Below are 22635 nucleotides of genomic sequence, written 5' to 3'. Positions count from 1 at the left end.
TTCTCCATGGGCTGAGGGGCGCGATTACTGCGGTGGTTGCCACGGCTCGCCCGTGAGATAGGCCCGCAACAGCGCCCGCTGACAGGGCGACATCGACCTCACCACAGGCATGAACAGCGTGGTGCCTTTGTAGGCATCCGAGGTCCGGGCGAGGATCGGGTTCTTCGCGCCCATGATCGCGTCCGGCTGATTCAGCGGGATGTAGCGGGACATGGCCGGGAAGGCCAGATAGTGAAAACGCAGGACGTTCGGGTACATCTGTTCCCAGGTGATGGCGGTGCCCCTGGGAATGCCGAAGTCGGTCTCGGCGTATTTGCGGAAGTTGGTGAAATACGTGCCGCTGTCCTGACCGTTGACGGTGTAGGTCAGGGCGACGAAACCGGCGAGGGGAGCCGCCGCGGGTTTTACGTTGACGGAGAACGTGACGGACAACTGGCCGGGGCTCACCGTCAGAGCAGGGGGAAAATAAAGGAAGTCGCAGTAGCGCTGTTGCGTGTAATACGGCCCCGAGGGCGCGGCAGTGAGATCGATTTCGGTTGTGCTGGGCACCGCAGCCCCCAGATACCGGACCTGCAGCGTAATCGACAGGCCCTGCGGGTAGTCCTCGGTATAGACACTGCGCTGATCGGCGTAGATCCGATAGACAGACTCCGTGGCCTGCAACGTAGTCCCGGCGACCGTGCCGGGGGCGCTGATGCCCAGCGGCGAGGATCTGACCGCCGACTGTTGAGTCGTATTGAGCGGCAGATCGACAATGCCGCCATACACGTAATAGTCGAACAGGGGACTGCTGGTCGGATCGAGTGTGCCCAGGGTGGTCTCGCCGGCTGCCACGGTGACAGTGCCGTAATTGCCGTTTGGTCCGATAGGGCTGGTGATGTCATCCCGGACGGCCCTGAACGTCTGTTTCGGAATGATATTGACCATGTCGACGCTCAGCATGGCCGGGTTGCTCAGGTCCGCATACCCGGTGCCGCCCGTGCCCTGATTGACGATCTGACGGCCCGCCTGACAGTCCAGCGGCTCATTGGCGAACGCCGGCGCCAATGTACCGATGACCCGGCCGATGCTCGGGTTCGGGGTGTCTCTGCCGGCGGCATAATCGGCTTGCAACTGGGGCGTGGTCATCGTCGGGCACATTTCGAACATCACGAAGCGCAGGACGATCCCGGTGGCACCGGGTGCCTGGATGATTGATCGCAAACCGGCGCTGTTCTGGTTCCAGCTGACAATGCTGCTCAGCGGGAAGGTCAGCTGGAAGGTGCCACTGATACGGCAGGAACCGGGTGCATCCAGCTCCTTCGGCGTTGGCTGCAGCACCCGTTTGCCCAGATCCTGGCTGCTGCAGACTGCATTGTCGTGAATCAGCAACTGGATGTTGCTGCTGCCACCGATTTGCAGGCCACCGACAAATATCTGGGTGGTGGTGGTCGAGGTGGGGTCGAGGTCCACCATCATCGGGCCTGAAACCGGCTTCTGTCCGGTCACCGGGTCCACGGAACCCAGCAGATAGACTGGCTGGCCCACCATATCCCCGGTGGTACTGACGCTGCCCGGGCTGCCCTGAGAACTGATCAGCGCGTTCTGCATGTCGACGACATGCTGCCCGTAATGATTCCAGCCACCGGCGGTGTAGTAGTCGCCCGTAGGCGCATTGATCATCCTGTTCAACTGATCGTCGGTATAAGACCGGGCCCCCGATGCCAGGGTTGAAGTGGTCAGGTCAAAGATCGGCCAGTTGTCATCGCCGTCATAAGGAATGGTCGGTGAATTGTTCGGCAGGCTGACATCCGTGCGGATGCCTCCCCAGAAATTCAGTCGCGGGCCGTTGAGGATGCTCATGATTTATTTCCCGTCCTTGATGGTTTTGCCGAGCGGCGAATTGGCGAATTTGAACAGGTAGGAGTAATCGGACTTGTAGGGACTCTTGACCGGCGTCGCCATGGAATGGCAGTTCATGCAGCTGCTGTTGGGCTGGATGTAGCTTTCCATGGTCACGTTGGCCGAGAGTGCCGGCGTCGGCTGGCCCAGCGGGTTGCCGGGGTTGTCAGGCATCAGCGGGCGCTGGGTGGTGATGAGCTGGTAGTACTTCAACACGCTGTTCTGCAGCCCCGGATCGGCCTGGTAACTGGCGTTGATCTGGTTGGTGATGTCGGCGATCGGCGTGACCCGGTTCAGCGGGTTCGGGGTCTGGAACGTGGTGCCGGGTTTGGGCACACAGATCTGATGCGGGCCCTGGGTCTGCCAGTCGCACGGTGAATGGTTGAGGGACGCGGCGGGCGCAGCGGCGTTGAAGTAGGAATAGGCCGTGCCCGCGACTGGCTGATCGACCCATTGGCCGTTCACCAGTGCCTTGGGCGGAACGTTGTCGACCTGTTCGAACGTCGACCAGATCCACTGCGGATAACCGTTGGCCTTGGTGATGATGTGCAGGCCGACCAGCCCCAGAAACGCCTCGGTGACACCGTTCTTCTGGCCCTGCTCATCGAAGGTTGCCACCCGGGCGAGCAGGGTCAGGTAACGGCTGGCGTTGTCATGGGGAGTGAGGATGCGCCAGCTCGACTTGATCTCGATGACACCCCACGGGAACGTGATGTTGTTGGCCTTGGAGACGACGTCGGCGTTATAGAAGTTGTTGTTGACGATGTAGTTGTAGGACGTCTCGTTGGCCGAGATATCGTAGTAGGTCGGGTTTTTCGCCTGATCGATCAGCCAGCCACCGACCGCCTGATCGACGGCGTTCACCTGAGCGCTGTTTTTCAACGAGGCGATGTTGATGATGTTGAAGCTTTTTGCGATTTGCGGGGAATTCCACGGCCCCGGATTGCGGGCGTTCGGCAGAAAGATTTCCCCCACGGTCTTGTAGGTCTGCCAGACGGTGTAGCCGGCCGCACCGGGCTGTTTGGTGCAGTCGGGATTGCCGCGCTGCCCGCTCTTTGCCGGCTAGCTCAGGGCGATGAACATCTGCCAGCTGTACTGATCGAATTGATCCTGTCCGGCCGTGGCGGCCGGTGCAGTACTGGGCGGCTGGCAGTTCAACTGGCTGGCCTGCACCGACGGCATGGCTTGCTCCCTGGCCAGCGCCGGCAGGCTGGCCAGACCCAGCAATATCATGGAAAAACAGAGTGTGGTTTTCATGGCGGTCCTTCGTCGTTGATCACGGTTTGCGCTGCATGAGCTTGTTCCACTGCGCCTTCTGGCCGTTGCTCTGCGAAGCCGGCGGCTCGAACAACTGGCAGGGCGGCGGGTTAGACGGGCACATGGCGGCGACCTGCGCCCAGGTCTGTTTCGGGTCCGGTTTGGCGATGCGGAAGTCGGTGTAGTTCTGGCTCACGATCGGTGCGTTGGCGACGCTGGTATCGCCGGAAAAGAAGAACGATTGCGGCGGCCGGTAGGGCGGTTGCCCCGACATCTTTTTGTAGAAGGCGTAGCCGAACAGGATCGGTCCTTGGGGCGAATCCAGATCCAGGGCGTAGGCCTGCACGCTGCCATCGAGATTCTTGCTGCGCTCGGCGCTGTAGGGCAGGTGTTCGATGAAATCCTGCCGTGGCGGATGATTCATCGGCGAAAACATGCAGCAGGCGGGCATGTCTTTCGGGCGATCTTGCGGATAGGTGAGGAAGTACGCCTTGTTGCCCAGAGATACGAACGAGCAGGTGTAGTTGTTGTTCTTGATCGGGAAGATCGGCAGACAGTATTTCTCGTAGTGCTCCATCATCGCGCCGAAACCGTCGCCGTCCGGCGGGATGTAGGTGGTGTCGTAATAGCTGGTCCCCCGGGAGACGGTGTAGTCCGCAGGCTTCAGGGTCGTTGGCGGATTGCTGTAGGGCGGCGGGTTGTTTTCGTAGTTGTGCATCACCCGGTACATGGTCCAGTTGCTGATCCAGAACGCCGGAAAGAACGGGTCGGAAGGCTCACCCGGATTGCGTTTGGCGATGCAGTTGCCGTTCTGTTCATTGCACCCCAGCGTGTTGTGTACGCCATTGGTGAAGTAGACGGCGCCGCTGTCCTGGGCGAAAGCAGGCGGGCAAAACAGCAGGATCAACAGCAACAGACGGTTCAAGAGGCTGACGTTCATGGGTCACTCCCTGGCAAGGCGCACTGCGGGCGCGAAGCCCGCAGTGGCTCATCTTTCCTGATGGATCAGAGGTCGTCGTAATCGCTCATCTTGAGTTGCATGGGCGGGAAGTTGCGCTTGACCAGTTTCTGCGCCCACAACTCCAGCACCGCGCGCCGGCTTTGCGACAGGTCGCGGGTGATGGGCATCGCGAGGGTGCTTTCTTCCTGGTACTCCTTGCTGATCAGCCGGATCAACTGATCGACAGCGCCTTCCACCCGCGTGCGGGAGTTGAGCGGCATGAACTTGTTCATGATCGGGTACAGGTAGTAGAAGGTCTTGAGAACCCTTGGGTAGATGAAGTCATCCCAGATCGCTTCGGGCGCATCCTTGTTCTTGTAGATCTCGTTCCAGTAGTTGACGAAGTCCTGCTGCAGCTGCATGTCCAGAGGCAGGACGCGAAGGGGGGCGAGGAAGTCGGTCTGGGCGTCCGTGAGCGCGAAGCTGAAAGGGATGTCCGGGTCGCTGGTGTCTTCCTTGACGATGAAGCGCAGCGTAGGGAAACCCGGGGCCACAGCCTTGAAACTCACCTGGGCGATGCCGTTGGCGTCGGTGGTGGTGGCGACGTAGGAGTAGTCCACCGTCTGATCGTTATCCAGCGTTCCGCTGACGTAGACGCCGGCGTCGAATTGCAGGCAAGGGGTCAGGGGGACCGTGATCGGTTTACTTGAGCCATTCATGAATGACTGATAACTGACCTCAACGCCCACCGGTTTGTCTTTGGTTTCCAGATTGACCAGTCGACGACCGCTGCCGGTGGCCAGGTAGTTCGCTACAGGTGCCGTGCCCTTGAACTGTGGCAGGTTGGCGGTGTTTTTGTTGCGGTCTGCGTTGTCGTAGAACAGCGTGAAGTCGGGGTTATTCAGGAACGTCAGGTAGTAGTCGCTGGTGGTCACGTTGTATGGGTTGCCGTATTCCACCACCCAGAGTGTGGTGTTGGCAGCCGGTTGACCATTTTTCTGCACCATGATGTTCAGCGTCTTGTGATCGTTCACGTCGACGAAGGTGCCGCTTTCTACCACCTCGGCGGTCCAGACTTGCTGAACGGCGGCTTTCACGGGGCCTGATGAAGTCTGTTGCTGCAGCTCCAGCGGGCCGGATTGCAGGGTGGTCGCTTGCGTGGCGCTGAGGGGGATATCCAGCAGGCCCGAGCGTTTGTCGAATGCCGACTGCCGATACTGCTCGAAACCGAAGTCGACCACCGGCACGAAATTCCCGTTCTGCGATACGCCCAGCTTGTAGTCGCCGGCCTGGAACTTCTCGGCCGTCAGGACATCGGCGTTCTTGTCCAGCGGATAGAACGGAAACGTGTTGGCCAGATCCAGCGACAACGTGTTGTTGGTGATCTGCACCGAGGTCACCCCCAGATTGGTGCTGGTCGGCTCAGACATGCCGGGGCGAGTGACCATGATCTTCTGGTCGGTGACCAGACGCGGGCCGGCGGGCGCCGTGGGGTATTCGTGTTCGAACCAGAGTCCCAATGTCGCTGCGGTCCGGTTGTAGGCGGGGTTGAAGAAAATATCGGAAACGTTGTCCAGCCCCTTCTGATACATCGCCTTCAAACGAGCCTGCGCCGATGGGACATTGTCGCGGGTGTCGACGTACGGGAAGTCGTTGAACACACCGTTCCTGTCGTAACAGGTGAGGTATGTGGCGAACCTGAACATCAGGCCCTGAGCATTTTGAGCCTCCATCTGATGCTGGAGATTGCTCAGCAGGACGGAATCGCCAATGACCCATTCCAGATTGTCCCGGGGAAAGCAGGTCTGCCAGGTGGTGGTGACATGCACCAGCCCACGGAAGTCGCCGGCCCAATTGAACGTCAGGAAGCGGTCGAGCATCCGGTATTGACGGTTCAACGTCAGGCCACAGGTGGCATCTCCCAGCTGCAACTTGTCGAAGTACAGCGCCGTGAAGGTGTTCTGCCACGGGCTGATATCGACGAAGCGGGCGGCGGTCGGGGTATTGCTGCCAAAGGGATTGCCGAGCAACTGGAAGTCCCTGCCGACCAGCGCGTCCTGAGCAATGTAGGTGTTGGCCTGCAACTCGCCACCAATAATGGTCGAGCGGGTACTCTGGTAACTGACTGTCCCGCAGGCGTTGTCGCCAAACAGGTCCCATTCGGCGGGTATGAACGGGAAGGTGTTCGGGCCTCCGTTGCCCGGAACCTGCTGCACATAGGGCGGCAGATCATTCTGCTCCAAGGGTGAAATGATCCAGGGCATCAGGGTGGTGGGAGCGTTGTCCTGAGTGATGTCGTAGTAGCGGGTGAACGGCCAGTTGATATCCATCTTCACCGCGTCATACAGCGGCAGCACGTCGTTGTTGTTGGCCGTCGGCGGGTTCCAGAACATATGGCCGTTGAGGTAGATCCGGGGGAAGTTCAATACGCTCATGTCATGCTCCTTAGCGTTGCCACTGGGCGCGTTTCAGCGACCAGACAAAGTCCAGTTTTTTGTAGCCTTCGAAGTCGGAGGCCGGCAGCGGAGTGGTCGGGTAGACGATGCCGCCATCCTGTTTCATGGCGAAGTTGTAGTAGCCCTTGTCGTTCGAGTAGGCCGCAGTGCCGTGGCAGGCCAGGCAGGACGAGGTGTTCTGGAACGCCGACTCCAGTTGCGAGTTGGCCAGCACCTGAGTGACGGGCTGGAACTCGACCCCGATCAGTTCGTACTTCGACAGCGTCGGGTTGCTCGCCTGGAAGCTGACGTTCACCGGTTTGGCGGCCGGAGTCGGCCCGGTGGTGTTGGTCATCGGCGTCGGTGTGGGGGCGTTGGTCACCGTGTATTTGCTGTTGTTGACGTTTTCGAAGGTGGTCCAGACCCAGTTGGCGTCCAGCTTGTTGACCACGTGCAGCCCGCTCAACGCCGCATAGCCGACCTGATAGGTGCCGTCATCCTGCTCGTAATAAGCCTGGCCAATGTAGTAACCGTCGTTGGTCAGGGTTTGCCGATAGGTGGTGTCCGAGCCGATCCACAGCCACGCCGCCTTCAACTCCCACGCGGTGGCCGGGAAGTTCAGGTTATCCGGCAGCGCAGCCTGACCGTTCATGTTGTAGACCTGACGCTGCACGATGTAGTCGAAGGTGTCCTGGCCCATCAACAGTTGAAAACGCACCGGGTTGCCTTTCTGAGAAGCAGGCACGGCGCCGCCCATGTGCAGCGCCAGACCATCGACCTGTTGCGTGGCATTGATGTTGTGGAAGGTCCGGTTCAGATCCATCCCCAACGTCCGGGCCTGTGTCAGCACCTCGGTCGGCGGCGGCACGGGACTGGCGTAGGCGCCGGGCGCAGCGCCATCGGGCAGGTAGACCTGATCCGAAGGCTTCATGGTTTCCCACACCCGGTTGCTGGCCTGGGTGGGGCTGAACTGGTTCAGACAGACAAACCAGTTCCAGGCCATGGTTTCGGGACTCTGCTGGAACGCCGCCCGGGTCTTGGCAATGTCGGTTCCAAACTTGAGGAATTGATTGCAATCGAAACTGTTGGTGTCCTGTGCCTGAGCCAAACCGGCCAGTGCACTGAGAACGGTTAAAGAAATGGCTCGCCGCATGGAAGCTCCTTGGCATTGGCCGAGTGGTGGTAGAGGTGCCCCAGGAAATGCTGAAGGAGCAGTTGTTTCACTGCCGTGGCCGCCAGGGTTTGCGGCAGCGGCAGATCGCAATTGGTGATGAGCAGCGGCCCGGTTTCCTCGCGTTCGGGCAGGCGGCCGTGACTGCCACGGACCAGTCCGGTGTCCAGTGGAATCAGGTCCATGTAGTAGCGAAAACCGAGTTTTTTCTGCAGCAGGCGCCGCGCGACTCGCAGTTTCGGGAAGCGAATGGCCGGGTCGATGAACAGCTCCAGCGGGTCGTAACCCGGCTTGCGGTGGATGTCCACGGTGCGGGCAAAGTCGGGGGCCTTGCGATCGTCGAACCAGTAGTAGTAATCGAACCAGTAACCCGCAGCGGCCACTGCCACCAGTTCGCCGCTGCGCGGGTGATCCAGCGCAAAGGCCCGTTGCTCGGCCTTGTCCAGCACCTGCTCGATACCGGACTGGCGCTGCAACAGCGCTTTGACGCGGGGAATGTCCCGGGCGTTTTTCACGTAGACATGGGCGATCTGATGATCGACTACGGCAAAGGCTGCACTGGCGCCGGGGTCGAGCAGTTCCCAGGTCAGCGATTGGCGTACTTCCAGCAAACCTTCCGAGCGCAGCACGCGGTTGATGGACACCGATTGGCTGACCGCGTCGATGCCGTATTCCGACAGCAACATCACCGCCGCGCCTTGCGCCTCGGCGAAGGCCAGCAGACGCCCGACTTCCTTATCGATGGCCCGCACCTCATCGGCAATCGACGGATGATCGGGACCCACCCGCTGCAGGCTGTAGTCGAGGTGCGGCAGGTAGATCAATTGCAGGTCGGGCCGGTCGAGCTGGAATTCGGCGATGGCGCAATCGACGATCCAGCGGCTCGACGCAATGCCCGCCGCCGGACCCCAGAACCCCGGAAAGGGAAACTCGCCGATCTGCCGTTCGATGGTTTCGTGCAACGAAGCGGGAGACGAATACAGCCCGAACAGCTTGCGGCCATCGGCGGGGTAGTGCGGACGCGGGGTGATGGCGGCATCCACGTCGGCGTACATGTTGTACCACCAGAACAACTGGCTGCAGCGAAACCCGGGGATCTCGCGCTTGAGCGTTTCCCAGACCTTTTCCCCCTGGATCAGCGCATTGGGCTGCAGCCAGAACTTCACTTCGGCCTGATCGCGAAAATACCAGCCGTTGCCGACGATGCCGTGTTCGGACGGCGGCCGCCCGGTGAGAATCGAAGCCTGCACCGACGACGTGACCGCCGGGAATACCGGTTGCAGGCTGGCCATTTTTGCGGTTTTGAGCAGGGCATTGATGTTCGGGGTCGCGTCTCCCAGCAACCCCGGCGTCAGCCCGACCACGTTGATCAGCAGCAGCGGTTGGCGTGGTTGTTCAGAGGGCATCGGCGTACGTCTCCTGCGCTTGTGGCTGCAACAGTTGTCGCTGGCGCAACTGCTCCTCGACCCATTGCAGTTCCGCCGCGATGCCCTGCAACTGGGCGTGTTCGGTGGTCGGGCGCAGTTGGGCGGGGAGGACGCCCCAGCTGTAGGTTTCCACCTCCAGCACGGGGCGAAACTCCCGATGGTCGGCGAGATAGTCGAAGGTCTGCGCCAGGGCGATCTGACTGCCGCTCAGCTCGGGCAACACCAGTTGTTCGCTGAACAGCGGGATATGGAAATGAATACGCAACTCGGCATGGCGATCCGGATGCTTTGCGCAATCGTCGAGGGCGGCGGGCAGATCGGCCCAGGCCACCAGACGGTCCTGTGCGTCCAGCGCCTTCACCTGATGCAGGTAAGTGGTTTCGCAAAAGTCGCGCAAGGTCTTGAGGACCCGTTCACGACGGCTGTCGTCCGCGGTAGGCAGGCGACAGACCAGAGCATTGGACAGCTGGATCTTGCCGATCGGCACCCGCGCCTGCCGCAGCCTGACCAGCGAGCGATAGCAGTCTTCGAACATCACGGCCTGGTGGCAGACGTCAAAACACAGCGCCAGATACTCATGGTGTGGATCGGTGATTTGCCAGCGGCGGAAGAAGGCGATGGTCTGATCGGTGTTTTCCAGCACGCAGTCCGGTTCCATCTCCAGACAGAACACGATTTTCTTGCCGGTCTCCCGGTGCAGCCTGGCCAGTGAGGTCGTGAGTTCGCGCAGTTGAAACTCGGCACGTTGTTGCAGCGTCGGGCTCCAGGTGGCGGCGTACCCCAGTGGCACGGTGGAAATCACCCCTTGATGACAGTCCGCCGGCAACGCCTGCGCGAGGATCTGCGCCAGTTCGAGGCTGTACGCCAGGCGCTTCGGCTCGGCCCAGCTCGGCAGGTAAACGGCAGCTTTCACCGCGCCCTCGTGAAACTGCCCATAGGGGAAACCGTTGAGCGAGGTCAGTCGCAATCCACTGCGTTGCAGCAGACCGAGAAACTCCGCACGCGCGGTTTTCTGCTGCAACCCGGTGGCGGCGAGGGCGCTGATCCACAGTCCACTGTCCTGTTGTTTCAGCCCGCGTTGTGCGCGCACGCCCTGAAAGTGCTGTTCGATGGAGGCCTTCAGCCTGGCCAGGTCATGGGTCGGGTGCACGTTGCTGCAATACCCGACCTGCGCGGCAGCCCAACCCGTACTGGCACTCATTTGATCACCGGCTCCTGCCCGCGCAGGGCAGAGTTTTCCTGCCATTGCCGGCGCTGATCGATGGGCAGCGGCGTGCTGATCAGGGTTTTGTCCAGCTGACCGCTCTGGGCGAAAAAATCCACCGGATTATGGAACAGCACTTGTTCGACCTGGGCCTCGCTGAAGCCCGCCGCCAACATCGCCTGACCGGTTTTCGGCACTTTGAGCGGATCGCTGATGCCCCAGTCGGCGGCGCTGTTGACCACCATTTTCTCGGTGCCGTACTGCTGGAGCAGGGCGACCATGCGCTGTTCCGACATTTTGGTGTTGGGGTAGATCGAGTGGCCGCGCCAGCAGTCGCTGTCCAGCACCAGCGGCAAGGTCAGTTCGTTGAGGTGATCGATGATCACCAGATTCTCATTGATCCCCACCTCGCGAATCACCGCCAGCGTGCGCTTGGTGCCGCCGATCTTGTCGCGGTGCGGCGTGTGCACCAGCACCGGCAAGTTGAATTGTCTGGCCAGTTCCAGTTGCGCGGCGAGAAAGCGGTCTTCCTCGGGCGTGATGTCGTCGTAGCCGATTTCACCGACCGCCACCACGCCGTCCTTCACCAGATAGCGCGGCAGAATCTCCAGCACTTCATTGGCCACCGACAGGTCATTGGCTTCCTTGGGGTTGAGACCGATGGTGCAGAAGTGATGGATGCCGAACATGCTGGCGCGAAAGCGCTCCCAGCCCAGCAGGGTGTCGAAGTAATCGATGAAGCTGCCGACACTGGTGCGGGCCTGACCCTGCCAGAAGGCCGGTTCGATCACCCCTGTGATACCGGCGGCGGCCATGTTCTGGTAGTCGTCGGTGGTGCGGCTGACCATGTGAATGTGCGGATCGAAATACTTGGGCATGGTGAATCCTCGTCAAGGGAAAGGAGACGTTGGGTATCAGTTCAGGTGACTGCGCCATTCCGGCGGCAGGCGCTGCTGTTGGTCCAGGTCGAGCAGTCGCTGACGCTGCGCCAAGGTGAGCTGGTCGAAGGCAATCGCCAGGGGCAAGCCGACGGACACCGCCCGGTCAGCCGCGAGTTGCTCTTCCAGCAGGTCGAGGGCCAGTTGATTGAGGGTGAGGCTGTGTCGCTGGCACAGGCCGGTCAGGCGTCGCACATCGAGCCCCATGCCCAGCGCTTTCAGCACCAGTTGGTGGAAGGCCCGTTCCGGGTAATGCCGAGACGGGTAGGGTGTGTCGAGGGCGAGGGCGGCAAACACCTGGCTGTTGCTGGTGCGCCCGGCCTGCAACGCCAGTTCCACGCATTGCCCATGGCTGTCGAGCCAGTCGAAGGCTTTGAGAGTGGCGATCTTTTCCTGATCGTCACCCCACAGAAAAAGCTGGCGCAGCAAGGACAATTGTCCGCCCTCGGAGGACTGTTCAAGGACCTGTGCCAGCAATAACGCACGTGCCAACTGGATCAGATTCCAGTGGCTGTCGGGCAGTGCCCGGTCACTCAAGTGACGTTTGCACTGGCCGCTCAGGAGCGATGCGGTATTGGCGTCCGGTTGCCGGGCCAGTTGTTCCTGTGCCTGACGCCACCAGTGCAATTCGCTGTCATCGAGTTGCCGGCTCAGGGCCTGATGGTGTTCGGCAAGGCAATCGCGGCGCATGCCGAGGGCCGCCGTCGGCGGCGCGGTGACGTCCATGTTCATGTCGGTTTGATCCAGCGTTGGAAGTGTGGGAGCAGGAAAAACACCAGAACACACAGCAGGCTGCCCAAAGGCTGGTTGGCCACGGCCATCACCAAGGCATCGAACAGTGGCAGCGCCGCGAGACCGGCCCCGATAAAGGCGCGGACCTTGCGCTGCTGCGGGTCGGCAAGGTGCTGCCGGTAATGCCAGCCCAGCCAGCCGAGCCAGAGCAGCAGCACCGGCCAGAACCACAGGTTGTCGGCGTAGATCGCCAACGCGAGTGGACTCAACATCAAGAGCAAGGGCAAGCGACTGAGCAACTGGTTGTTGTGCTCATTTCGCGCCAGGTAAGTCAGCCCGCTGATATAGACGCCCAGCAAAATCGCGCAGAGCCAGATCGGCTCCGGCGGCACCGCCAGGCTGGCGGCTGCCGTGAGGTACAACGCCGAGCGACAGGCGCCCATCAACCACACGCTGTGGGCGTATTTTTTGTGCAGCACGTTGTAGCCGATGATGCAGCCCACCAGCAGGGTGACACTGGCCAGCAGCCAATGCGGCTGATCGATCAACTGGCTCAGGCCCAGCACCGACGCTGCCGCCAGTGTCAGCAACAACACGGTGGCGAGGCGCACCTGCTGGCGGCTCACCAGCCCCAGTGTGATGGGCCGAGAATTGTGGTGTTGCTGGTCCCAGTCGGCATCCAGCAGATCGTTCAGCAACATGCCGGCCAGATACAGCAGCGAAAGGGTGAACAGCAACAGAATCCACACCAGCCACGAGGGCGGCGCCAGGGCACCGGCGCTGCTGGCCAGCAGCGCGGCGGCCAGGGTGTTGGTCCACACCGTGGGCAGGTTGGACACCCGACCGAGGGTCAGCCAGGTCTTGAGGCTTTGCGGGGTCTGGCTCATTTCGCGAAGCCCTCGCTCAGGTCGAGCACCGGGACGCTGCGGGCGGACAGCTTCTGCAGCGCCCGTTCCATCCGCGCGTCGTCGATCTCATGCAGGTCAACCGACTGGCCGATTCCGCTGAGCATCGGGATCGAGAGTTGTCCGCCGAGGTGCTGGCGGAATTCCTCCAGCCCGAGCAACACCGGTGAGCGACCTTGCGCATCTTTGAGGGTCAGTTCCGGCGGGCACAGGTTGAAACCGAGTCGGGTCAACAGGCTCATCACCCGTTCACAGTCGATATCGCTCAACAGCCCGAGGGCATTGGCGTAGAGCCCGTCGAGGGCCATGCCCACCGCGACCGCTTCGCCATGGCGCAACCGGTGATGGCTGAGGTTTTCCAGTTTGTGCGCGGCCCAGTGCCCGTAATCCAGAGGTCGCCCGTTGCCGCGCTCGAAGGGATCGCCGGCGCCGATAATGTGCGCCAGGTGCAGTTCGGCGCAGCGGCGAATCGCATAACGGCTGGCCGGGTGATCGAAGCGGGCGAGGGCGTCGGCCTGTTGCTCCATCCATTCGAAGAACGTCCGGTCCTTGATCAGGGCCACTTTCACCGCTTCGGCCAGACCGGCGATCTGGTCGCGACGGGTGAGGCTGGTCAGCAACTGGAAGTCATTGATCACGGCGGTGGCGGGGTAGAAGGCGCCGAGCAGGTTTTTCTGGCCGAAGGCATTGATGCCGTTTTTCACGCCAATGCCGGCATCGTTCTGCGCCAGCACGGTGCTTGGCACACGGATCAGGCGGATGCCGCGATGGAAGGTGGCGCAGGCGTAGCCCACGGAGTCCAGCACCGCGCCGCCGCCCAAGGCCAGCACATAACAATGCCGGTCCAGCCCGTGTTTCAGCATGTCGGCGTAGAACTGCTGCAACACCTGTGAATCCTTGCTCAGTTCACCGGCCGGAACGGCAATCGGCGGCGCCTGCAAATGCAAGTCCGCTGCATGGTCGGCAAAGTAGCCATCGATCTGATCCAGCAGGTGCGGCGCGCTTTTCAGCAGTTGCTCATCGGCGAACACCATCACCGTCACCCGGCCGTTTTGCCGGGCGGTGAGTTGTTGATGCAGGCAGGGGTTGGAAGCGTCGAAGAGGTGATCGGTGAACACAACAGGGTAGTCGTAACTGACCTCGAACCGCCCGTGCAACGTTTGCTCGGCAGTGTGTTTGCGCAAGGCCTTGAACAGGCTGTAGCCGGCAATGAACAGCCCCGGCAACACCATGCTGGCGAGGATCGTCACCAGCAAGGCGTTCTCTTCGACGAGGAATGTACCGATGGCGCTATAGGCCAGTGCCAGCCCGGCGTTGGCCAGGGTGGTCACCAGCAGGAATGCGCGCAGCGGGTAACGCTGCATGCCGGCGGCCACCACCGAGGTTTCCGCCAGTACTGGCACGCCGCGCAGGCAGATCAACGACAGCGTGCCCAGTCGATAGGCCATTTGCCCGGGCTTGCGTTGATGCAGGCCGAGACGACTGGACAGCATCCGGAAATAACCGGCACCCAATGCGTAACCCAACCCGGCGCCCAGGCACAGGCCAATGAAGATCACCAGATAACCGCCGACACTGCCGAGCATGGCCACGGCCAGCAGCGCGACCACACTGGAGGGCACGGGCAACACGACGTCCAGCGCAAACAGGGCGATCAGCAAAAGCGCCAGGTTGAGCTGTTGGGTGGGGGAAGAGGGCTGGTACAGATCGAGATGATTGAGGAAGTCCTGGATCTGCTGTTCGAACAACAGAAAACTGACGACCACAAGACCTGCAAAGCAAAACAATGACAGCCAGAAGTGTCCGGCCGATGCATTTTTCGAGAGCGCACGATACCAACGGCTGTGCTTCATCAAGCATCCCTCTTGATTGTGATGACTGAGTTCCGTTCAGCAACTAACGCAGCGTCTTGTTTGTTTCAGAAGAATGAACGCTCCCGCCGGGAGGGCTGTTTTTATTATTCGATTGATAGCGCTTGCGAAGATATTCATGAACCTAGACGGTTGTTGTGGTTTTGCAAGTCGATTGGGTGATGGCGTTTTTCAGCGGGTGTTTAGTGGGTGTGAGAGTGTCGCGAGGTGTCGGGACTTGTCCTTAGGTATTCTCAGATTATTCAACAAGATGAGAGCTTTTGTTGAAGTGTTTTAAATGATGTTTAAATTGCCAGATGAGAAATAATTTCAACTGGTTTTGTTAGCAAGCTACTTAGATGGTGGCTAAGTGGCATTATATTTTGTTATTTGAGTTATTGCGGCTGGCTATAAGTGTTCTTGATAGTTGAGTGAATTACTCGGTTAGTTGGCCTTTGAACTTGCAAGTTAACCTTGAAAGAAAGATCCGGATGAAAACCAATTCGTTAAAGCCCATGCCGCAGACCGTTACCGTTCTGCACCTTTCCGGACCTCGCAATGAGCCAAGAGGTAGCACATCCCGATTTTCTTGCCGGCAACTTTGATGGTTGTGCACGGCGCAATTTCTCCATAATTCATTCGAATCAAACGCTTGGCGCGTTGTTGCAGGTTCTGGCACGCATTCTGCTTTTATGTATCCGTGGATAATTGGATACAAAAAGACAAAAGGTGCCGCCATGCAATTCGCTCCCGCTTACGATCAGCGCAAACCGATGACCGCCGAGGAGGAGGCCTACAACTTTCTTCTGGAAGGCATCTGCGGCGGTCGTTACCGCAAGGGTGACCGGCTGATCGCCGAGGACATCGCCGGTGAAATCGGCATGAGCCGGATGCCTGTGCGTGAAGCCTTTCGACGTCTCGATGCACAGGGGCTGGTGACGCTCAGGCCCAATCGCGGTGCGATTGTCAGCGGCCTGAATGTCGAGGAAATGCACGAAGTCTTTGAGATGCGCAGCGCGTTGGAAGGGCTGGCGATTCGGGTGGCGGTGCCGAAGATCGGCGAGCGTCAGTTGACGGCTCTGGAACGGCTGCTCGATGAAATGGATGACTACCGCGACGAGAGCGCGGCCTGGGTCAGTCGTCATCGCAAGTTCCATGAGTACCTGTGCAGCCTCAGCGGACGACCGCGTCTGGTGAAACAGATCAGTGCGCTGTACGCGCTGATCGAGGCCCCGATGCGTCTTTGGCTGCAGCACGTGGAAAAGCCGTTGAGTGCTCGCCAGGAACACGTGGTGATCCTCGATGCGATTCGTGCCGGTGATTCCGCCATGGCCGAAGCAGTGGTGCGCGAACACATCGAAGGCACGGTCCCCGAGCTGATCAAGTTTCTGCAATCGGAACGATAACCACAGAGCGGGCAACGAACCCGCCGATGTTGTGACTTTGAGAACTGCCCCGTTAGTAACCGAACTGGAGTGTCTGGTCATGCATACGTCTCGCCTGTTGTTGGCTGCAATTTCCCTGGGGCTCTGTACGCAGTGGGCGGTTGCCGCACCCACCGTGCCGGAGCGTTTGCTCAAGGTCGACAAACTCACCTATTGCTCGGGCATGGATTCGCCGCCTCTGGTTTCCTTCGATGAAGCGCAAAAGCCAAAGGGCCTGACCGTGGATCTGGGCCTGGAAGTCGCCAAACGTCTCGGGGACAAGGAGGTCGAGTGGCGGGTGATTCCGTTTTCCGGATTGCTGCCGGCCTTGCTGGCCAAGCAGTGCGACATGATCGTCGACCAGTTGTTCGACAAGCCCGAGCGCCGCGAGGTGATCGACATCGTCAACTACATGTATTCCAGCCAGGCGGTGGTAGTGCCGAAGGGCAATCCGAAAGGGCTCAAGACGCTGCCCGATCTCAGCGGGCACAAGATTGCGGTGCTCAACGGTTCGACCATCAAGACCTTGCTCGACACCGAGAATGAAAGCCTGACCAAGGCCGGCAAGCCACCGATGAAACTGGTGGTCTACAACACCGACACCGATGCATTCCAGGCCCTGCGCATCAGTCAGGTCGACGCTTACGGCACTACAGTGGAAACCGCCGGATATTACGCCGCCATGGCGCCGGATCTGTTTGAGGAAGGCGTTCCGGCCTTCAGCCGGATTCTCACCGGACTGGGCATTCGCAAGGACGATCCGCAATTGAGTGCAGCCGTGCAGCAAGTGGTCTCCGACATGCGCAGCGATGGCAGCTACAACCAGCTCCTGAATAAATGGCACGTCTCCAGCGACACCCTTGATTGAGGTAGGCGTTGATGAATTTCAATTGGGATGTGTTCTGGCAGTACCTGTTGCAGCCCAGCGGGGTCTACCTCACCGGGCTCTGGCTGACGTGCCTGATCAGTGTGCTGGCCATGTTATTGGGTTGCGTTTTGGGATTGGCGGCGGCGTTGCTGCGTTTATCGAAGAACCCGTTGCTGCATCTGCCGGTGCGCTTTTATGTGTGGCTGATGCGCGGGACGCCGTTGCTGGTGCAGATCGTCTTTCTCTACACGGCGCTGGCGGCGGGCGGGATTTTCCGCTTCGAAGACATCGAGCTGTTCGGGTTGGTGGTCCCCGGCAATATCCAGGCTGCGATCATCGCCCTGGGGCTCAACGAAGGCGCGTACATGGCCGAGATCATTCGCGCCGGTATCGGCGCCGTCGACAAGGGGCAATACGAGGCCGGGCGTTCCCTGGGCATGACCTTCGCCAAGCTGATGCGCCGGATTGTCTTGCCACAGGCATTTCGGGTCATCGTTCCGCCGCTGGGCAACGAGTTCAACGTGATGCTTAAAAACACCACCCTGGTCAGTGTGATCGGTGTGCAGGAGCTGCTGCTCAGCACGCAAATGGTCACATCGGCGACCTTCCGCGTGTTCGAGTTGTACCTCGTGGTGGCGATCTATTTCCTGTTGCTCACGACGCTGTGGGGCTTCTTCCAGCGCTGGCTGGAAACACGTTTCGGCCAGTCGGAGCGACCTTCGTCGCCGCCGCCGGCATCCAGCCGGATGTTCGGTCGGAGCACGCTGAAACTGCTGAGGGGACGTTAATCATGGCGCACCAGAGTGACGAACTGATCATCGAAGCGCTGAACATTCACAAGTCGTTTGGCAACCTCGAGATTCTCAAAGGGATTTCCCTGCAAGTGCGACGCGGTGAAGTGGTGGTGCTGATCGGCGCCTCAGGCTCCGGTAAAACCACGTTTATCCGCTGCATCAATTTGCTGGAAGACATTCAGTCCGGGCAGATCCGGGTTAACGGCCAGTCCATGGGCTATCGCACGAAGGCCGATGGCAGCCTGGTGCGGGATTCGGAGCGCAACATCGCCCGTCAGCGGCGGGACATCGGCATGGTGTTCCAGCGCTTCAATCTGTTCCCGCACATGACCGCGCTGGAAAACATCATCGAAGCACCGATTCAGGTGTTGGGTGTGCCGCGCAAAGCGGCGGAGGAACAGGCGCGGGCACTGCTCAAGCGAGTCGGATTGGCGGAGAAGGCCAACCATTACCCGTCGATGCTTTCCGGTGGCCAACAGCAGCGGGTGGCGATTGCCCGGGCTTTGGCCATGAAGCCCCAGGCGATGCTGTTCGACGAACCCACCAGTGCGCTGGACCCGGAAACCGTCGGTGAGGTCCTGCAGGTGATGAAGGAACTGGCGGAGGAGGGCATGACGATGGTGGTGGTCACCCATGAAATGGGTTTTGCCCGAGAGGTCGCCGACCGTGTGGTGGTACTCGATCAAGGTGAACTGATCGAACAGGGCCCACCGGAACAGATTTTCAGCCATCCCTCTCATCCCCGTACCCAAGCTTTTCTCAGCCGCGTGCTGTGAGACCCACAAGGATATTGACGATGCGTTTATCGAGCGTGTTTGCGGCCCTGTGCTGCGATGCCGTACTGCTTTCCGGGCATTCGGGATATGACGTGGCGGTGCCTTCCAGCCAATTTCTGTCGAAACCTTGTTTTGAAGAGTCTTTGCCATGCTGAAATTTTCTGCTCACGAGTATCCGTATCCGTCGCAACGCCAAAGCGTGTTTGCCCGTCGAGGCATGGTGGCGGCGTCCCAGCCGCTGGCCGCTCAGGCCGGTATCGAAATTATGCAAAAGGGTGGCAATGCGATCGACGCCGCCATCGCCACAGCTGCGGCGCTGACCGTGGTCGAGCCTACGGGATGTGGTCTTGGCGGTGATGCTTTTGCTCTGGTCTGGTTCAAGGATCAGTTGCATGGACTCAATGCCAACGGCCATGCGCCTGCAGCTTTGAGCATCGAAGCGGTCAAGGCGGCCGGTCATGAACAAATGCCATTGTATGGCTGGACGCCGGTGACGGTGCCCGGTTGCCCATCGGCGTGGGCCGAGCTTTCTGAACGTTTCGGGGTGCTGCCGTTTGCTGATTTGCTGCAACCGGCGATCAGCCTCGCGCGGGATGGTTTTCCGCTGTCGCCCGTGGTTGCCCATCAATGGCAGATTGCTTTGGACGAGTTCAGTCCCCATCGCGATGAAGTGCTGGATGCCTGGTTCGATACGTTCCTGATTGAGGGGCGGGCGCCGAGGGCAGGGGAGTTGTATCGCAATCCGGCACAAGCGCGGACACTTGAAGAACTGGCGCAGAGCCACTGCGAGAGTTTGTATCGCGGCGCGTTGGCCCAACGGCTGGATGCTCATTCACGGGCGACTGGCGGGTATCTGCGAGCTACGGATCTGGAACATTACCGTGCGCAGTGGGTGGAGCCCATCCACGTCAACTATCGTGGTGTGGATGTCTGGGAAATCCCGCCAAGCGGCCAGGGTCTGGTTGCGTTGATGGCGCTGAAGATTCTCGAGGGTTTCGACTTTGATCATCGTGACAGCCAACAGACCTGGCATCGTCAGCTGGAGGCCATGAAGCTGGCCTACAGCGATGGTTTGCACTACATCACCGATCCACTGCACATGCGCGTCGCGGTGGCCGATCTATTGAGTGATGACTACAGCACACGGCGTCGGGTGCAGATCGGCGATAAAGCTCAGCCACCCAAGCCTGGCGATCCTCATGCCAGCGGTACCGTGTATCTGGCGACCGCCGATGGCCAAGGCAACATGGTGTCGTTCATCCAGAGCAATTATCACGGCTTTGGCTCGGGTGTGGTGCTGCCTGACAGCGGTATTGCACTGCAGAATCGAGGGCAGGAATTCAGTCTTGATCCGGAACATGCCAACTGCCTGGCGCCGGGCAAGAAGACGTTTCATACGATTATTCCTGGCTTCCTGACCAAGAATGGCCAGGCGCTAGGGCCGTTTGGTGTGATGGGCGGGTACATGCAGCCTCAGGGGCATGTGCAGATGGTCATGAATCTGGTGGATTTCGGATTGAATCCGCAGTCAGCGCTGGACGCTCCGCGCTGGCAATGGCTGGGTGGAATGAAGGTGGGGATTGAGCAAGGGGCTTCGAGGGACCTGGCCAATGCGTTGGTGCGTCGGGGGCATGAGGTGCAGATTGCCTGTGATTTGACGGATTATGGCCGGGGGCAGATCATTCTTCGCGATCCGGTCAGTGGCGTGTTGTGTGGCGGGACTGAGCCGAGGGCGGATTCGCATATTGCGGCTTGGTGAGATCAAGAGTAGAAGTGCAGCGAACATCTTCGAACGTGAGGTCATTATAGGTTAACTACACTAAATGACCGTTTAGTCGAGTTATTACAGGCTGTATTGAAAATCGTTGGAGCAGGTCATGAATCCACACTCGATTACCGCGCCAAAGCTGATCGCATCACTGGACCTTGAACCTCACGTCGAAGGCGGATTCTTTCGCAGAACCTATCAGGCCGACCACCGGGACATGCTCGAAACAACGGACGGACCGCGTTATCTGATGACGTCGATTTACTATCTGTTGACCGAAGAATCACCGGTTGGCCAGTTTCATTTCAACCAGTCAGACATCCTGCATTATTTCCATCTGGGCGACGCCATCGAGTACAGCCTGATTCAGGCTGACGGTTCGTTGCAGACGTTGGTGATGGGCAGCGACATTCTGGCAGGACAACATCTGCAATTCCACGTACCGGGCGGAATCTGGAAAGCCTCCAGACTGCTCAATGGCGAGAACGGATTCGGCTTGATCAGCGAAGCGGTTTCGCCAGGGTTTGATTTTGCGGATATGGAAATGGGAAATCGGCGCAAACTCACGGCGCAGTATCCACAGCACAGAGCGCTTATTGAAAAACTGACGCGTGACGAGGGTTGAAAGCAGCGCATTTCAAATAGAGAGATCACCGCGCATCAAAGGCAAGGTGCTTTGGAGAGCCATGGTGGAGATTGAAATCGTGTGCGCAATGGGGCTGTTTCTGTAATATTTTGTTACGTGTAATGTATATTATGTTAAACGATGTGCTATGTTGAAAATGTTCATAAGTCCCGTAAGGCACTAATTCGACATATCTCCTTCTGGCATCCATTCTCTCAACGGGCCATGTCCTTCGTGTTCATGGCGAGTCATTGGATGAGGTGGCCGCCGATGAAACTGATTCAGTGCCGTTTCTCTTCAGGTCAGCGTGTTCCGCTGCTCGTGCACACAGGCCACGCGGAGCCGTTGCCCGTACTCGTTCCGTTCATCTACGTCCAACTCAGATTCAGGCACCGGGCTTACAATACGGCGGCGGCACATCTGCGCGCGATCCGGGCTTTCTATAGCTATGCCAAAAGCCGTGACCTCAATTTGGCTCCAAAGCGGCCGTCAAGCCGACAACCTGGTCGCACGAATCGGCAAAGCTGAAACAGCACCTTTTCCGCAGATCGATCCGCGTACTCGTGACCAGTACCTGCGGTTGCTGAAGCAGTACCTGTCTTGGTGTGTCACCCGATACATCCCGCGCGTAAGCCCATCCCAGACCGCGAAAGACGCCGCACTGTGCACGTGGACAAGGAAAAGCTGGTTGAGACTGAATCTCATTCATCAGCCAACTACGGAGAGATGACAACAGCTCGTTGAGCGTTGTTCGAGCGAGGCTCAAGCCTTACCGAGTCAGCCCTGGCAATACTGAAGGCCAAGACGATGTGTTTGTACAGCTCCAACTCAGAAACTATGGGAAGGACCCTGTGTATCTGACGTCGGCGAAAATCGAAATCGTCAAAAGCGACACCGCTACGCTTGGTCGTCCCGGTGTGTTTGGTCAGTGCGTATTTACGGACGACCCCAACTCGAATACACCCCTCAAAATCGCCCCTGGCGACACGGTTTGGCTGAGCGTTTCAGATAGCGTTCATCTACCTGGCTTGGCTGCGTGGCTCGAAGGCGGGCAGAAGGAAAAGACATTTTTGCCAAAGACGGTAGCCTTCAGCAGGACTGGTTTATCGCCAACTGGATGTACCCACGGTGGGTGCCTGGCAAGATGGACGCGTCCTGCAAGGATGAACCCAGCTAAAGTGGATCTCCCCTAACCTGCCTCGCCTGCAGGCTTATCCCAAACCGTTAAAGGCCCAGGTCGTTAAGGAATGCCTGCAACCTGGAGCGACCATTTCAGTGTCGCCATTAAGCGAAGGCAATCGCTCGGACTGCACACTCATTAGGAATTTCGATCCTAGCGGAGACCACACGAAGGGCGTCGAACGCAATGTGCGCAGGATAGACAACAGGGCTCCTGGCGCTTGGCAGCCAACGTCAGTGAGCAGGGCGATCGCTTCTTTCTCGTTCAACGCTTGCAATTGAGCGATCACGGGCGGCACTTCGCGGGCGTCGAATCCTTCACCCAATGCCCGGTTCAGGTTGCCACCCTAGCTCCAGTCCTACGCGTGAGAACCCTGCTTCTCGACTTTCAAACGAGCACTACCTCCTTGCGCGCTACGTGTGCGGAAATTCGATATGATGTCGAAACAATAGCTTGGGGC

The 22635-nt window shown here is 59.4% G+C and carries 16 protein-coding genes and 1 pseudogene; 6 read left to right on the top strand and 11 right to left on the bottom strand.

The features are described from left to right. Positions 1-24 precede the first annotated feature (24 nt). From DXT77_RS14875 to DXT77_RS14825, 11 genes and pseudogenes are all read right to left on the bottom strand, one after another. On the bottom strand, positions 25-1842 hold the full coding sequence (locus tag DXT77_RS14875; protein WP_119428164.1) for a hypothetical protein: 1818 nt from the start codon (positions 1840-1842) through the stop codon (positions 25-27). A gap of 3 nt (positions 1843-1845) precedes the next feature. Further along, positions 1846-3138: pseudogene (locus tag DXT77_RS14870) on the bottom strand (hypothetical protein). 19 nt (positions 3139-3157) lie between these two features. Continuing rightward, positions 3158-4078 carry a hypothetical protein gene (locus DXT77_RS14865; protein ID WP_119428163.1) on the bottom strand — a complete coding sequence of 307 codons (921 nt, stop codon included), beginning with the start codon at positions 4076-4078 and terminating at the stop codon, positions 3158-3160. Positions 4079-4143: 65 nt separating this feature from the next. Next, complete coding sequence (locus DXT77_RS14860) at positions 4144-6513, bottom strand: hypothetical protein (RefSeq protein WP_119428162.1); 2370 nt, start codon at positions 6511-6513, stop codon at positions 4144-4146. A gap of 10 nt (positions 6514-6523) precedes the next feature. Next, positions 6524-7666: a hypothetical protein gene (locus DXT77_RS14855; RefSeq protein ID WP_119428161.1), complete on the bottom strand. Its 1143-nt coding sequence runs from the start codon at positions 7664-7666 to the stop codon at positions 6524-6526. Continuing rightward, positions 7645-9090 carry an alkaline phosphatase family protein gene (locus DXT77_RS14850; protein WP_119428160.1) on the bottom strand — a complete coding sequence of 482 codons (1446 nt, stop codon included), beginning with the start codon at positions 9088-9090 and terminating at the stop codon, positions 7645-7647. The genes DXT77_RS14855 and DXT77_RS14850 overlap by 22 nt, the downstream gene beginning before the upstream one ends. Beyond that, positions 9080-10312 carry a metabolite traffic protein EboE gene (gene eboE, locus DXT77_RS14845; protein WP_119428159.1) on the bottom strand — a complete coding sequence of 411 codons (1233 nt, stop codon included), beginning with the start codon at positions 10310-10312 and terminating at the stop codon, positions 9080-9082. The genes DXT77_RS14850 and eboE overlap by 11 nt, the downstream gene beginning before the upstream one ends. Further along, positions 10309-11193 carry a TatD family hydrolase gene (locus DXT77_RS14840; protein WP_096821431.1) on the bottom strand — a complete coding sequence of 295 codons (885 nt, stop codon included), beginning with the start codon at positions 11191-11193 and terminating at the stop codon, positions 10309-10311. The genes eboE and DXT77_RS14840 overlap by 4 nt, the downstream gene beginning before the upstream one ends. Positions 11194-11229: 36 nt before the next feature. Continuing rightward, a complete protein-coding gene (locus tag DXT77_RS14835) occupies positions 11230-11985 on the bottom strand; it encodes an EboA domain-containing protein (RefSeq protein ID WP_119428158.1) in 756 nt (251 codons plus the stop codon). Then, positions 11982-12872: a UbiA family prenyltransferase gene (locus DXT77_RS14830; RefSeq protein ID WP_119428157.1), complete on the bottom strand. Its 891-nt coding sequence runs from the start codon at positions 12870-12872 to the stop codon at positions 11982-11984. Before DXT77_RS14830 ends, DXT77_RS14835 begins: the two co-directional genes overlap by 4 nt. Beyond that, complete coding sequence (locus DXT77_RS14825) at positions 12869-14743, bottom strand: 3-dehydroquinate synthase (RefSeq protein ID WP_119428156.1); 1875 nt, start codon at positions 14741-14743, stop codon at positions 12869-12871. Before DXT77_RS14825 ends, DXT77_RS14830 begins: the two co-directional genes overlap by 4 nt. Positions 14744-15477: 734 nt before the next feature. Here DXT77_RS14825 and DXT77_RS14820 point away from each other — a divergent pair. The 6 genes from DXT77_RS14820 (at position 15478) to DXT77_RS14795 (ending at position 20995) form a co-directional block, all read left to right on the top strand. Continuing rightward, the gene (locus tag DXT77_RS14820) at positions 15478-16146 is read left to right on the top strand and encodes a GntR family transcriptional regulator (protein WP_119428155.1); all 669 of its coding nucleotides are present in this window, start codon (positions 15478-15480) and stop codon (positions 16144-16146) included. Between the two features lie 79 nt (positions 16147-16225). Further along, positions 16226-17032 carry an ABC transporter substrate-binding protein gene (locus DXT77_RS14815; RefSeq protein WP_119428154.1) on the top strand — a complete coding sequence of 269 codons (807 nt, stop codon included), beginning with the start codon at positions 16226-16228 and terminating at the stop codon, positions 17030-17032. Between the two features lie 11 nt (positions 17033-17043). Further along, positions 17044-17820 (top strand): amino acid ABC transporter permease, encoded by a 777-nt coding sequence (locus tag DXT77_RS14810; RefSeq protein ID WP_119428153.1) that lies wholly within the window; start codon positions 17044-17046, stop codon positions 17818-17820. A gap of 2 nt (positions 17821-17822) precedes the next feature. Then, positions 17823-18602 carry an amino acid ABC transporter ATP-binding protein gene (locus DXT77_RS14805; protein ID WP_119428152.1) on the top strand — a complete coding sequence of 260 codons (780 nt, stop codon included), beginning with the start codon at positions 17823-17825 and terminating at the stop codon, positions 18600-18602. Positions 18603-18750: 148 nt separating this feature from the next. Next, on the top strand, positions 18751-20361 hold the full coding sequence (locus DXT77_RS14800) for a gamma-glutamyltransferase family protein (RefSeq protein WP_119428151.1): 1611 nt from the start codon (positions 18751-18753) through the stop codon (positions 20359-20361). A 118-nt stretch (positions 20362-20479) separates the two neighbouring features. Further along, positions 20480-20995, top strand: coding sequence for a cupin domain-containing protein (locus DXT77_RS14795; protein WP_119428150.1), 516 nt, complete (start codon positions 20480-20482; stop codon positions 20993-20995). Positions 20996-22635: the final 1640 nt, after the last annotated feature.

Source organism: Pseudomonas sp. 91RF (assembly GCF_003576265.1).
Taxonomy (GTDB): Bacteria; Pseudomonadota; Gammaproteobacteria; order Pseudomonadales; family Pseudomonadaceae; genus Aquipseudomonas; species Aquipseudomonas kribbensis.
This window is presented reverse-complemented; position numbering and strand designations above follow the sequence as displayed.

Bases quoted from the DNA above. Each gene is read 5' to 3' on its own strand.
- DXT77_RS14875 (WP_119428164.1), bottom strand. From the start codon at position 1,842: ATGAGCATCCTCAACGGCCCGCGACTGAATTTCTGGGGAGGCATCCGC.
- DXT77_RS14865 (WP_119428163.1), bottom strand. From the start codon at position 4,078: ATGAACGTCAGCCTCTTGAACCGTCTGTTGCTGTTGATCCTGCTGTTT.
- DXT77_RS14860 (WP_119428162.1), bottom strand. From the start codon at position 6,513: ATGAGCGTATTGAACTTCCCCCGGATCTACCTCAACGGCCATATGTTC.
- DXT77_RS14855 (WP_119428161.1), bottom strand. From the start codon at position 7,666: ATGCGGCGAGCCATTTCTTTAACCGTTCTCAGTGCACTGGCCGGTTTG.
- DXT77_RS14850 (WP_119428160.1), bottom strand. From the start codon at position 9,090: ATGCCCTCTGAACAACCACGCCAACCGCTGCTGCTGATCAACGTGGTC.
- eboE (WP_119428159.1), bottom strand. From the start codon at position 10,312: ATGAGTGCCAGTACGGGTTGGGCTGCCGCGCAGGTCGGGTATTGCAGC.
- DXT77_RS14840 (WP_096821431.1), bottom strand. From the start codon at position 11,193: ATGCCCAAGTATTTCGATCCGCACATTCACATGGTCAGCCGCACCACC.
- DXT77_RS14835 (WP_119428158.1), bottom strand. From the start codon at position 11,985: ATGAACATGGACGTCACCGCGCCGCCGACGGCGGCCCTCGGCATGCGC.
- DXT77_RS14830 (WP_119428157.1), bottom strand. From the start codon at position 12,872: ATGAGCCAGACCCCGCAAAGCCTCAAGACCTGGCTGACCCTCGGTCGG.
- DXT77_RS14825 (WP_119428156.1), bottom strand. From the start codon at position 14,743: ATGAAGCACAGCCGTTGGTATCGTGCGCTCTCGAAAAATGCATCGGCC.
- DXT77_RS14820 (WP_119428155.1), top strand. From the start codon at position 15,478: ATGCAATTCGCTCCCGCTTACGATCAGCGCAAACCGATGACCGCCGAG.
- DXT77_RS14815 (WP_119428154.1), top strand. From the start codon at position 16,226: ATGCATACGTCTCGCCTGTTGTTGGCTGCAATTTCCCTGGGGCTCTGT.
- DXT77_RS14810 (WP_119428153.1), top strand. From the start codon at position 17,044: ATGAATTTCAATTGGGATGTGTTCTGGCAGTACCTGTTGCAGCCCAGC.
- DXT77_RS14805 (WP_119428152.1), top strand. From the start codon at position 17,823: ATGGCGCACCAGAGTGACGAACTGATCATCGAAGCGCTGAACATTCAC.
- DXT77_RS14800 (WP_119428151.1), top strand. From the start codon at position 18,751: ATGCTGAAATTTTCTGCTCACGAGTATCCGTATCCGTCGCAACGCCAA.
- DXT77_RS14795 (WP_119428150.1), top strand. From the start codon at position 20,480: ATGAATCCACACTCGATTACCGCGCCAAAGCTGATCGCATCACTGGAC.